This is a genomic window from Paenibacillus sp. RU5M (assembly GCF_900221055.1).
GTDB classification, from domain to species: Bacteria; Bacillota; Bacilli; order Paenibacillales; family Paenibacillaceae; genus Paenibacillus; species Paenibacillus marchantiae.
In genome coordinates this window covers 152,829-165,460 of sequence record NZ_OBQM01000009.1, presented here as the reverse complement: position 1 = coordinate 165,460, position 12,632 = coordinate 152,829, and the positions used below count along the sequence as shown (strand labels likewise).

The 12,632-nt window shown below is 51.2% G+C and carries 10 protein-coding genes; all 10 read left to right on the top strand.

The window, feature by feature from the left end; translation table 11 throughout:
* Nucleotides 1-622: 622 nt before the first annotated feature.
* Nucleotides 623-1,573, top strand: a complete 951-nt coding sequence (locus tag CRO25_RS23805; RefSeq protein ID WP_256863744.1) for a glycosyltransferase — start codon at nt 623-625, stop codon at nt 1,571-1,573.
* Between the two features lie 62 nt (nt 1,574-1,635).
* Entirely contained in the window at nt 1,636-2,751 is a 1,116-nt protein-coding gene (locus CRO25_RS23800) for a glycosyltransferase family A protein (RefSeq protein WP_256863743.1), read from the top strand.
* Nucleotides 2,748-3,521 carry a glycosyltransferase family 2 protein gene (locus tag CRO25_RS23795; protein WP_072735458.1) on the top strand — a complete coding sequence of 258 codons (774 nt, stop codon included), beginning with the start codon at nt 2,748-2,750 and terminating at the stop codon, nt 3,519-3,521. Before CRO25_RS23800 ends, CRO25_RS23795 begins: the two co-directional genes overlap by 4 nt.
* On the top strand, nt 3,518-4,249 hold the full coding sequence (locus CRO25_RS23790; protein ID WP_079696647.1) for a sugar phosphate nucleotidyltransferase: 732 nt from the start codon (nt 3,518-3,520) through the stop codon (nt 4,247-4,249). The genes CRO25_RS23795 and CRO25_RS23790 overlap by 4 nt, the downstream gene beginning before the upstream one ends.
* 812 nt (nt 4,250-5,061) lie before the next feature.
* Nucleotides 5,062-5,826 (top strand): GT-D fold domain-containing glycosyltransferase, encoded by a 765-nt coding sequence (locus CRO25_RS23785; RefSeq protein WP_256863742.1) that lies wholly within the window; start codon nt 5,062-5,064, stop codon nt 5,824-5,826.
* A gap of 64 nt (nt 5,827-5,890) precedes the next feature.
* A complete protein-coding gene (locus CRO25_RS23780; RefSeq protein ID WP_179132250.1) occupies nt 5,891-7,450 on the top strand; it encodes a glycosyltransferase family 2 protein in 1,560 nt (519 codons plus the stop codon).
* A 428-nt stretch (nt 7,451-7,878) separates the two neighbouring features.
* Nucleotides 7,879-8,154: a glutaredoxin family protein gene (locus CRO25_RS23775; RefSeq protein WP_063566643.1), complete on the top strand. Its 276-nt coding sequence runs from the start codon at nt 7,879-7,881 to the stop codon at nt 8,152-8,154.
* Nucleotides 8,155-8,462: 308 nt separating this feature from the next.
* Nucleotides 8,463-9,803 carry an LLM class flavin-dependent oxidoreductase gene (locus tag CRO25_RS23770; RefSeq protein ID WP_064635749.1) on the top strand — a complete coding sequence of 447 codons (1,341 nt, stop codon included), beginning with the start codon at nt 8,463-8,465 and terminating at the stop codon, nt 9,801-9,803.
* A 202-nt stretch (nt 9,804-10,005) separates the two neighbouring features.
* Nucleotides 10,006-11,649, top strand: a complete 1,644-nt coding sequence (locus tag CRO25_RS23765; RefSeq protein WP_079696643.1) for an ABC transporter substrate-binding protein — start codon at nt 10,006-10,008, stop codon at nt 11,647-11,649.
* 42 nt (nt 11,650-11,691) lie between these two features.
* Nucleotides 11,692-12,624 carry an ABC transporter permease gene (locus tag CRO25_RS23760; RefSeq protein WP_062324145.1) on the top strand — a complete coding sequence of 311 codons (933 nt, stop codon included), beginning with the start codon at nt 11,692-11,694 and terminating at the stop codon, nt 12,622-12,624.
* Nucleotides 12,625-12,632: the final 8 nt, after the last annotated feature.

Genomic DNA, 12,632 nt, shown 5'->3' with positions numbered 1-12,632 from the left:
AGGAACAAAGTCGGCAGAGCCTGTATGCCTGTGGTTGGGCGTGTCAAAGGAGTACCGTTTATCCGGTTCAGCCATGAGGCTTAATCGTTCATTGTGGTTCCTCTTTCAGAAGCCAGGGGCCTTGTCCACTTGCGAAGCAGAAGATGTTCTTACGGAGCCGGGGTGTTCGTTCCGGGTTCACATAATAGAGCCTGAACTACGTATTGAACGGCATCACTCCTCTCAAGGTACATGCAACAGAGCAAAAACAGCCTCTTGTATCATCCTGTACGCATAATTAACCCCAGGTCAATTAACAGGAATGAAAAAAGATTACTAAGGAACGTTTGTTCCTCATTAGGATTTTTTTGTCAATCTACTGCTTGCAACGTATATTATCACAATGTAAAAGTTTGGAAAAGATGCAATTTTAAATTTTTTTTAAAATTGTGTCTGAAGTAGGGGAGCGGTAGCATATTTCGCATATTTTGACGAATTCTGTCTAAATAAATGGATTGACTGAGCCGGGTGGCAGACAGAACCTGCTCGGTTCAAGGACATACGCCGTTTCCACTGCTCCATGAATACATAGAATAACGTGTACTCCCTTTGCATGCCGATGATGTACACCCGGGAGGTGACTGTGTTGCAAAAACGTGGCAATACAGCTTTTTATGCAGCCAAATCGAATCTGGCACAAAGAAAAGCGCAATTAAAGAAGCGTCGTTTGAAATCTGCTTACAAAAAGGGTACAAAGGCCTACAAGTACGTAATTCCACCCGTGGAGCAAACGGAATTGCCAGCATTCGGAGCTGAGCATGCGATGAGAGAGACACTTGCACAGGATTCGACGTACTCGCATAAACCACTGCTTTCGGTCATTATACCTGCCATGAATGAAGAGCGAACCATTGGTGCAGTCGTGCGTCAGTCGCTGCGGATATGCCGTGATGCTGAAGTGCTTGTTATTGTGAATGGTTCAACGGATGGGACGGCAGTAGCGGCAAAAAGGGCAGGGGCACAGGTGCTTCGTTATGCCGAAGCTTTGGGACATGATGGAGGGAGAAGAATCGGTGCAGCGGCAGCTCGTGGCAGGGTGCTGTTGTTCACGGATGCAGACATTCCAATTCCGGCAGAACATCTCGCGCCTTATGTGCGAGCGGTTCTGGACGGGACGGATGTGGCGCTTAATGATTATAACGGACCGGTCGCGCGTATCCCTGTTCACCCTGTGGTAGAGGCCAAACATGCGCTGAACAGCATGCTCGCGAGACCTGATCTGCAAGGGGCTTCCATGACAGCCATTCCGCATGCATTAAGTCGCAGGGCACTTGAAGTGATTGGGACGGACACACTGGAGATTCCACCGTTGGCACATGCAAAGGCGGTTACCAACGGGTTGAAGGTGCGTGCCGTCCATCATGTGCCTGTAGGCAAAATGAACGCAGTTCGAGTCAAGAAACGAAGCGGACCTGACCCGCTCAGTCAATTGGTCTGGAATGATCATCTGACAGCGATCAGGTGGATAACCGATACACTTGGCCCACGCGGAGGACATTCCGATCTGCAGCGTGTTCGTAGCCTGACGAGGTGAGCATGTTGCCTAAAACAAGAAAGAAACCTCGTCAAAAGATGCAGCATGCTGGAGGTGAGGAAATGAAGGAGCGTTCAGGGGGTGTCCGTCGTCAACGGACAGCAGGCAGACGAACACCAAGGAACAGAACCAGAACCATGGGCAGGAAGAGCCTGACTAAATCGCCGCTAAAGAGTTCAGCATCGAGCAGGTTGGCAATGAACAAGTCCGTATTGCATGAAGCATTCAGCGCAGGGCAACGGGCAGGACGCATGACGTTGGAAAATGAACAATCGATTGAACAACATGTGCGTTCAACATGGCAGGAGCATGGGGCTGCGATCTCAGCGGAGCTAAGGAGTTATTCTGCTGCAATGCAGGCAGGGAAAGCATTCATGCAGGGTTATGCTCAAGCTGCGGGACGCTCATTGAATATTATTCCACTTGCCCTGAATAAACCTGCCGCTGCAGTCGTCTGTGCCTGCAATGAGGAACTTACGCTGGGGCAAGTACTTGTACAATTGAAACGTTTACCGCTGACAGATATCGTTGTGGTATTGAATGGAACAACGGACAACAGTCTGACACAGGTGCTTGAACAGTCTGGCATCACGCTGGTCTATGAACCTGACCGGGCGGGACATGATGTAGGCCGCGCCTTGGGGGCCAAAATGACGGAGGCGGAGACCCTTCTCTTTGTGGATGGGGATATGGTCGTCCCGGCAGAGCAACTCGCCCCGTTTCTGTATGCGGTCGACCGGGGAGATGACGTGGCACTGAACAATCTTTCATCGCTGTTGCCTCCATTTGCCCGCCAGGATGAAGTGAGCCGGATCAAGGCATATCTTAACCGTGTGCTTAATCGTTCGGATCTGGGTTCCAATTCGTTGACGGCTGTACCTCATGCCCTCTCACGTAAGATGATCCAGATCGTAAAACCGGAGGCGCTGGCCGTTCCTCCCAAGGCGCAAAGTCTAGCCATCCAGCATGGATTAAAAGTGACTGCACCCAGTCAAGTGGATGTCATTCGTTCCAATCGCCTGCGTTCCACCAATACGGGCAGCGGCAACGAAGTCGCCCGATTGATCATTGGCGACCATCTGGAGGCGATTGCAACCTGGCTGGATATGGGCGGCAATAAGTCACAAGCCCGATCCATTTCTCGTGCTGAAGTGGCCTACAGGAGGAACGCCAGATGACACTGACGAGTATTATTATTCCGACGTACAACGGGCTGGAACTGCTGAAGCCGTGTATCGATGCCATTCGAAAATATACCGATTCTCATACATCTTATGAAATCATCGTTGTGGATAATGGCTCGGTTGACGGAACAGCAGCGTATTGTGCACGGGAACGAATTCGTTTTGTTCGGTTGCCGGACAATCGGGGTTTCCCGGCGGCTTGCAATGCCGGGCTCCGTGCAGCCTGTGGTGATGAGCTATTGCTGCTGAATAACGACGTTACTGTTACCACCCGCTGGCTCGAAAATCTGCGAGCAGCCCTCTACAGTGATGCAAACATTGGTATTACAGGTCCGGTGACCAACTATGCAAGTGGTATCCAGCAGGTAGAGCTTGAGTTCCGGGACATGGCACATTTTCAGGAACTGGCAGCTGCCAACAATATAGTCGATTCTTCCAGATGGAAGGAAGTCAGACGAATTGTCGGCTTATGTATGCTCATGCGGCGAAGTGTGATGGAGGACATTGGTGTGCTTGACGAAGTCTATTCGCCGGGACACTATGAAGATGACGATTATTGCTACCGGGCCTGCCAGAAAGGCTATCGTTTGCTGGTATGCGGGGATGTCTTGGTACATCATCGCGGCAGCGCGAGTTTCCTGAAGACCGATCCTGTAGCATGGAAACAGTTGCTTGAGCGCAATCGATCCATTTTTATCAACAAATGGCATGTCGATCCCCTTAAATATATTGAGACATCCGATGAAGGAGGGATAGTGGAATGAAAGGTGTAATTCTTGCTGGTGGAACAGGAACACGACTGTATCCTCTGACCCGGCTGATTAACAAGCATCTGATTCCAGTCGGCAAGCATCCGATGATTATGTATGGCATCGACAGACTCCGCCAGGCAGGCATTGAAGAGATATTGATAGTGATCAACAAACATTCCGCTGGTTTATACACGGAGTATTTGGGTGGTGGAGCAGATCATGGCGTCAAGCTAACGTATCGGATTCAGGAAAAGGCAGGCGGGATTGCCGAAGCATTGGATCTGGCGACATCGTTTATCCTTCCTGGAGAGAAATTCGTTGTGCTGCTGGGAGACAATCTGTTTAGCGACGATTTGAAGCCTTATGTGGATAAGTATATGCAGCAGCCTGCGGGTACAGCTCGTGTCTTGCTCAAAGAAGTGGACGATGCACGGCGGTATGGGGTGCCGGTGTTTGATCCACAGCATCCGGAACGAATCTCATACATTGAGGAAAAACCGAGTGATCCGAAGACCTCTTATTGTGTTACTGGCATATATATGTATGATGACCATGTATTCAACCTCATTCAGAACATTGCGCCTTCTGCACGCGGCGAACTCGAAATTACGGACGTGAACAATCATTATGCAGCAGCTGGAGGACTGGAATACGATATTTTGCAAAAATATTGGAGTGATGCAGGGACGTTCCAATCGCTTCAGGAAGCAGCCATCCGCATGAAGGGTCAACTGCCCTAAAATATATGCGCCAGATGCTGCCGCTGTGAGGGGTCCCATGAGAGCAGAACAACCTGCGCCGGAGCCGGAAGAATGCTCCGGCGCTTTGTGCAGCGGCGGCACTCCTCGTGCATGCCAAGGGAGGGAATGCCGTGAGAGTAGCAAAACGCAGCGACTTGGGCAGGAAGAAGACACTGGGCGGTCATGCCGGCTCCTTGTACGTATCTGTGGGAGTGCAGCCCAAAGCAAGTTCGAATCACGAATGGGGAAACCAAGGCGCGAAGCAGGGGAATGTGGAACTCGCAGGAATAGAGCGCAAGCTTCTTGCAGAACCGAAAGGCAAAGCCAGAGGGCGCACCGGCGCAAGACGTGGTGCGAGCGCTGGAGCACGAACCAAAACCGGAGCGAAAACAGGCGAAGGGCGGGGCATTGCAGGCACCCGCGTAAAATCAGGCGAGCGTGCAGGCGTGAGCCGTGGCCGTAAAGGGGCGCAAGCCAAAACGGGCAAGCGCGCAGTTGCAGGCCGCGGGCATGCTGCGCCGCGGGGCGGGCGGGCGGCAGGCGCCCGCGCCAAACAGCGCACGGCTGCGCAGCGTGCGCCCGGGCCAGCACCGCAAGCCAGCACGCCACAGGCGCTGCCTGCCAGCGGTGCTGGCCCCGCCCCGCCGCAAGCGACACACCGACACGGTGGTGTCGCCCCTGCGGGGCGGGAAAGCGCTGCCGCGCATGCTGGCAGCGCAAGGGCAATGGCGCCTGCGCAGCCGGCAGCAGCGCCCGAGAGCGGCTACGCCGAGGGCTTCCGCGACGGCGTGTTCGCGGGCGGGGAGGCGCTGGTGGCGCAGCACATCCCGCCTGATCATATTCTGCCTTCCGTGGCGGCGGCAGATCTGATCGAGGCGGGATTCCGCCAATATGCGCCCACCCTAACCCGGCTGGCCAGCCCTCATGAGATGGCTGTCCATATCCAGGGGGCGCTGGATGCGCAGCGCCCCCTGTCTGTCGTTCGCCTCGGAGATGGCGAACTGCTGACCCTGGCAGCTGATACGGTGCTGCCAGGCGAGCAAGTGCAGGAGCTGGCACCGTTTCTGCCTTATGCAGGGGTGCCACGCTCCACCCCAGACATCCGCGCTGAGCTCGCGGAAGCCATTCGCGGCGCGGATTGGATCGGTGTCCCCATCTCGCGTGCGCCTACTTTTCAGGGACTTTTATTTCCAGTATTGCGCCATTTCGGCATTGACTGGTCCCGTCTGAATCTGACCAGTTCCACGATTAACTACAGCCTGCATCATTCGGGTCTGTTGTTGCCTGTGGTACAGGGGCGCCGGGTGCTGCTGATTGGAAGCCAAGCTGCAGAGCTCGGGGCGTTGTTGAACGGCCACGGGGTGCAAGTGACAGGCATCATAGGAACAGTGGATGGGGTTGTGGATATCCCGAGAGTGATGCAGCAGACTGCGGAGCATTCGTTCGATATCGCTCTGGTAGCAGCGGGAATTCCGGCCGTCATTCTGTGCCGCCGAATCGCTGGTGAACTGGGGCGGGTTGCCATAGATTTTGGACATTTGGCTGACAAATTGGTTACAGGAGAGCTTCATCTCTAATGGACGATCTGGTGCGACGTTCATCGTAACGCGCATTTGGATGAGGGGAAATGGAGGAAGCAACATGAGCACATCAGGCAGACGTTCAAAACAGCGGAAAGCATCATCATCCGAAACCGTTGTTTTGCATGCAGCTCGAAGCCGGAGTGGAGGGAAGATTAGACGCCAAGGCTCAGGCAAACGGGCAGCCAAGAACGCAAAACTGTATAAGCAGGGCTACCATAGAGGCTATGATGAGGGCGTACGACAGGGGGAAAGCTCATTCGGGCTGGTATTCGAAGGCGTAAGCATTATTATTCCGACGTACAACCAGCGCGAATATGTCCTGCAATGTGTGTCCAGTATTGAAAAGCATACACCGGCCCCCTTTGAAATTATTGTTGTGGATAACGCATCCAAGGATGGCACGGCGGAAGCCATGCTTCGCAAAGGTGGCATGGTAAGGGTCGCTGCGCTGGATAAGAATCGTGGTTTTGCCGGCGGTGTCAATCATGGACTGATGATGGCTAGGGGGCGACATATCGTCGTGCTAAACAACGATACACTGGTCACCCCGGGCTGGTTGGAAAACATGATGACCTGTCTTGACAGTCATCCCGAGATGGGAGTTGTGGGTCCGGTTACAAATTACATCGGCGGAGATCAGCAGATTGAAGTCCCGTACAGTGATGTGGAGGACATGTGGTCTTTTGCTGCCCGACATAATCGCCCGGATGCCACGAAACATCGGGAGACCGACAGGCTGGTCGGATTTTGCTGGCTGTTCTCACGGGAATTGCTGGAGCGGGTAGGTTATCTTGATGAAGGTTACGCCGTGGGCAATTTTGAAGATGACGACTGGATCATTCGGGCGAAGCTGGCGGGATACAGGCTGGGGGTAGCCGGAGATGCCTTCATACATCACTACGGAAGTGTAAGCATGAAGGCGCTGGGAGAACAGGATTATGAAGTCGTAAATAAGGATAATGAACAGTTTTATACTCAAAAATGGGGAGATCCCCATGCGTTGGTTGCCGATACTTCCCGGCTCTCGTTGCGTGCCAAGGCGTCGACCAGTCAGCAGGAGAACAAGACACCCCTGGGCAAGACAGACACCCCTGACCTGCGACAGCGCATTTCCACTAAGGGCAGCAGCGATGTAACTCATAAGCTGAGACGCAGTACGGACTTTTACCCAGAGGGTTGTTTCATCTCTGATATCAAGGGCGATGTTTATCGACTGATGCGTGGACAGCGACGTAAGCTGAATATCCCGGTTCCACGCGGCATTTCTCCCGTTCTTGTTGCAAAACCGGATCTGCTCGGCGTACCCGTAGGTGAGCCACTGGTATCTGCGGGTGAGGTACAGGGCTGGCCCCTGGAAAGAAGTCATGTTCATGCTCAACCCGTTCAGAGCAACCGGGATGCGCTGGAGGAAGGCATGATTGTTGCCGCGACGAATGAAAGGGATACATGGTACCAGATTAGTGGCAATAAACGCAGGAGGTTTGCAACCCCTTATGCTGCGGAACGGTGGGGAGTGCAATTCGGGCATACCGTTCATGTATCTGCGAACCAATTGCGTACGATCGAAGAAGGCTGGCCCATTATAGCTCCTCCCCAGCTCTTGAACGAAGATTTGTAATGACCGGGTTCGGCTGCCTTGTATATCGGCACGACAGCATGATGCGGAATGTGATGTAAAGCGTATCGCTATACATCTGTCCGCATCCGAACTATACATATATCACGAATCACGAAATGAAACGATAGAGAGATTAGCAAATTACTTTTCCACGAGCATTTTGTATAAACTCCAAGAGCGTCATCCGAACATTTTCAACATGGTTAGGGATGCGTTCAAGGGATAATGGGAGCTCTTGCAGAGCTCTTTTCAAATTTAAAATTTAATCTTTCTATCCTCTTATAGGTTTATTCTATTGGAAGATCCATTGACGCTTGAAGAGGTGAGGAGTACATTTATAGCCATAATTCTTATTTAACAGATAGGAATTAATGGTCTGGGTGGTAATCCATCCTGATCTGACAATGAATCAATCAGGAGGTATGCCGATGTCTTCTACATCGAAAAAAGTAGTGCTCTGGAGCAAAACAGGCTGTCATTTCTGCGGAGAGGTTAAGGCATTCCTAACGGCCCGCAACCAGCCTTTTGAGAACATCGAAGTGCAAGGGAACGATGTGCTGAGGGACGTGCTTGAAGCCAAATATGGCATTCGACATGTACCTGTCATTGAGGTGGGTGGAGACGGCAAGTATGAAGCATTGCTGGAGCCCGATCTGGAGAAACTGGCGGAACTTCTCGCCCAGCCTGATGAAGCAGCAGTCTGACCGGACGTGGCAGATCTCTTGATAAAGCAGTTTCCGGCTGCTAAAGGCTGACATATCAGTGTGCAGCAGTCGGGGACTTTTATAAGCTCTAATCCATCCTCTTATTCAGATATCCAATCCTTATATAGAAAAGTTCTATAAGCAACGCTGTTGACCGATGTGCGGGGCAGTGATAAGATTTGTGAAATTAAAGCTGACCAAACTCATAGGAATAGTTAACTTTTGAATTTTCTTCATTCGTAATCCATATCAGATCGGACTTTAGAAATTTCTTGATATATCCTAATCCAAGGAAGGCGGAATGTAATATGACGGCTCAGCGCAGTTTGAAATTTGGAGCGATTGTCCACGGTGTCGGAGGTAGCATGACGACTTGGAGACACCCGGAGATTCAATCGGATGCCAGTGTGAATTTTGAATTTTACAAACGCCAAACGTTGAAGGCAGAAGAAGGCAAATTCGATCTCGTTTTTATCGCTGACGGTCTTTATATTACCGAGAAATCCATACCTCACTTCTTGAATCGATTTGAGCCAATCAGTTTGTTGTCCGCCCTGGCCGCCATTACGTCACGAATCGGTCTGGTTGGAACACTTTCCACCTCCTATAGTGATCCATTCACAGTTGCCAGACAGTTCGGTTCCCTTGATCTGATCAGTAATGGCCGCGCTGGTTGGAACGTGGTTACATCCCCGCTTGAAGGCTCAGCCAAAAACTACAGTAAAAGCAACCATCCTACCCACCCGGAACGTTACCGGATTGCAACGGAATATTTGCAGGTGACCAAGGGCTTATGGGATTCGTGGGAAGACGATGCTTTTGTAAGAGACAAAGAAAGCGGCGTTTTCTTCGATCCATCCAAGCTGCACACACTCAATCATGAAGGAGAGTTCTTCTCCGTACAGGGTCCACTTAACATTGCACGTTCAAAGCAGGGGCAGCCGGTTATTTTCCAGGCAGGTTCTTCAGAAGATGGCAAGACCCTTGCTGCCAAAGAAGCGGATGCTGTTTTCACAGGACATGATTCAATTGAGGATGCACAGGCCTTCTACAAAGATGTCAAAACCCGCGCAACAACCTATGGACGTTCCACACAGGATATCGTCATTTTGCCAGGGATCAATCCAATTATCGGACGGACAGAAGAAGAAGCAGAACAGAAATATCAGGAGATTGCCAGCCTGGTCACTATCGATAAAGCGCTGGATTACCTGGGACGTTTCTTCGAGCATCATGACTTCTCCCAGTATCCGCTGGATGAACCATTCCCTGAATTGAATGGCATCGGTAGCAACAGCTTCCGTAGTGGTACGGACAAAATCAAGCGGGATGCCAAAGAGCAAGGATTGACGCTGCGTGAAGTAGCCCTGCGGGCAGCAACACCGAAGAGCAAATTCCTTGGTACACCGGAGCAGGTGGCTGACAAGATCCAGGAATGGTTCGAAGCCGAAGCGGCGGATGGATTCATTATTCATTCCGAACTGCCAAGTGGATTGGCCGATTTTGTGGAACTGGTTGTTCCGATTCTGCAAGAGCGTGGCATCTATCGCACCGAATATGAGCATGACACATTGCGTGGCAATCTCGGTGTGCAAATTCCGGTGAATCGTTACACGGCTGCCCGGGAGCAAGTTGGAACCGAGGCTTGAGAAACAATTAGATAGCTGAAATTCGGCAGTAGTCTAGGAATGAGGTATCCGGATGAAATATTCGGATTGCATATGCGGAAGGTGCCGAATGATGACCTAAAACCAAGTTAACGGATAGGTTATGTTGATAAAAAATCTATAATTCATTAAATCATTAATTCAATGAATCAATGACACCTGTATACACAGAGGGGGAAGCTATATGAACAGGTCTATCTCATGGATGAAATATATGGCATTGGCGGCAGTATTGGTACTGGTATTATCCGGTTGCGGAGCGGCAGGTAACTCGAACAGTGCAGTTCAGGCTTCCGGTGGGGAGCAGGCGGCTGGGCAAGCAGAAGGTGGGAACCTGACCTACGCACTCGCCACATCGCCGGATACGCTGGACCCGCATCGAAGTGGCCTTGCCGTAACCGTACGCGCGATCCGAACGATCTATGACAATCTGGTGGTACAGCTGCCGGATGGTTCCATTAAACCTTGGCTAGCCAAGGAGTGGAGTGTATCGGAGGATGGCAAAAGTTATACTTTTAAACTGCGTGAAGATGTGAAGTTCCATGATGGCACACCATTTAACGCGGAAGCCGTGAAGTTCAATCTGGATCGGGTAATCGATCCGGCCACCAAAGCCGCCAATTCCCTTGCCCTGATTAGACCTTATAGCTCCTCAGAGGTCATTGATGAATACACCATTAAGGTGAATCTGGAACAACCTTCGCAAGCTTTTCTCGGTAACTTGAGTCAGGCCTTGCTAGGAATCGTATCACCTACAGCCGCCAAGAAATATGGGGATCAACTGGGTAAAAATCCGGTGGGGACTGGTCCGTATACCTTTGTGAAATGGGATGAAAATGCGGATATCGTTGTCGCCAAAAACAAGGATTACAGCTGGGCTCCCGCAACTGTTGAAAATGAAGGCGCCCCGCATATTGATACGATTACGTTCAAAATTGTACCGGAAGAAGCAACGCGTATCGGCAGTGTTCAGAGTAAGCAAGTACTCGCAGCGGAGACTGTTCCGCCGCAAAATATTGCTGCCCTGAAGAACGATCCGAACCAGCAATTGCTTCAAGCCAATACCGTTGGTTTGCCGTATACTCTCTTCTTCAATCTGCGCAAAGCGCCTTGGGATGATGTGAAAGTCAGACAGGCGGTGCAATCTGCAGTTGATGTGGAGTCCATCGTGAAGACACTGTATCTGGGCAACTACGAACGCGCGTGGTCTGCACTGTCTCCGGGAATCCTCGGTTATGATACTTCTCTGGAAGGAAGCATCAATCCGGATATCAACAAGGCCAATCAGCTGCTTGATGAGCAAGGTTGGGTCAAGGGAGCAGATGGCATTCGTGAAAAAGATGGTAAGAAGCTGACCCTGCATTATGTGGACGGTTCGCCGAACCGGGAGAAGCGTAACGACATTGCAGCGATTATTCAGCAGCAACTCAAGCAGGTGGGTATAGCTGTTGAGGTTGAAATTACGAAGGACGTTGCTACGGTCATCTATCAAAACTGGGATTATGATCTCTATGGCAACAGCCAGGTCAATTCTGATCCGAATGCGCTCTATGCCTTCTATCATACGAGTGCAGAAGGTGAACGTCCGACTTTATCCGGTTTATCTGATCCGAAGATCGATAAACTGCTTGAACAGGGAGCGGTGGAGACTGATCCGGATAAACGCGTGGATATCTATAATCAGATTCAACAATATCTGATCGAGCAGGCTGTAATTTTGCCGATCTATGTGTTCCCTTATACGGTTGCTGCATCCAAATCGGTACAGGGTATCAAGTTTGATTCACTCGGTTATCCGTTGTTCAACGATGTTCGGATTCAGCCATAATACGAAACGTCAATTATGCAGACAGGAAGGAGACGACCCGGTATGGTTCAAACGATACTGACAAGACTTGCTACATCGCTTCTGGTTATTTTGGGAGCTTCGGTGTTGGTGTACTGCATCATGTATCTGCTGCCGGGTGATCCGGTCCTGCTTATGCTGGACCCGTCATCGGCAACACCCGAGATGATTCAGAACCTGCGGGTTCAGCTGGGACTGGATCAGCCGTTTTACATCCAGTTTGCCAACTATTTCGGAGACATGCTGCGCGGCGATTTCGGCAAATCAATGATCAATTCCGACCCGGTGCTGCCCAAAATATTGGAACATTTCCCTGCCACACTGGCGCTGACCGCGCTCAGCTCAATCATAGCGATAACCATTGGTATTACGCTCGGCGTATTGTCTGCCATTCATCGTAATGGCGTGATTGATTTCATCGCCCGGCTCGTTGGATTGTTTGGCATCTCCATGCCCACCTTCTGGACCGGCATTCTGTTGATCCTGTTGTTCTCGGTTCAGCTCGGCTGGTTCCCGGCGATGGGCTCCGACGGATTCAGTTCATTGGTGCTTCCTGCTGCAACACTAGGCCTCGTCGGTGCGGGTTTCATCGTACGTATGGTGCGTAACAGCATGCTAGAAGTGGTGAACGAGCCGTTTATCGTGGCATTGCGAGCCAAAGGTCTTTCACAGCGAACCATCATGTACGGTCACGCGCTGCGTAATGCGCTGATTCCTGCGGTGACGGTCATCGGCATGTTGATTGGTGATTTGCTTGCAGGAACCGTCGTGGTGGAGACGGTCTTCTCCAGACAGGGCATAGGCAGAATCATCGCGGATGCGTTGATGGCCAAAGACCTGCCTGTTGTGCAGGGCGTAGTCTTTTTCACAGCAATTATCTATGTCGTGTTGAATTTACTGGTGGATATCTCTTATGCGTACATTGATCCCAGAGTTAGGCGTGCAGTCCGAACGTGAGGACGGAT

Coding starts and splice junctions, on each gene's coding strand:
- CRO25_RS23795 (WP_072735458.1), top strand. CDS start 2,748: ATGACACTGACGAGTATTATTATTCCGACGTACAACGGGCTGGAACTG.
- CRO25_RS23775 (WP_063566643.1), top strand. CDS start 7,879: ATGTCTTCTACATCGAAAAAAGTAGTGCTCTGGAGCAAAACAGGCTGT.
- CRO25_RS23790 (WP_079696647.1), top strand. CDS start 3,518: ATGAAAGGTGTAATTCTTGCTGGTGGAACAGGAACACGACTGTATCCT.
- CRO25_RS23770 (WP_064635749.1), top strand. CDS start 8,463: ATGACGGCTCAGCGCAGTTTGAAATTTGGAGCGATTGTCCACGGTGTC.
- CRO25_RS23800 (WP_256863743.1), top strand. CDS start 1,636: ATGAAGGAGCGTTCAGGGGGTGTCCGTCGTCAACGGACAGCAGGCAGA.
- CRO25_RS23780 (WP_179132250.1), top strand. CDS start 5,891: ATGAGCACATCAGGCAGACGTTCAAAACAGCGGAAAGCATCATCATCC.
- CRO25_RS23765 (WP_079696643.1), top strand. CDS start 10,006: ATGAACAGGTCTATCTCATGGATGAAATATATGGCATTGGCGGCAGTA.
- CRO25_RS23760 (WP_062324145.1), top strand. CDS start 11,692: ATGGTTCAAACGATACTGACAAGACTTGCTACATCGCTTCTGGTTATT.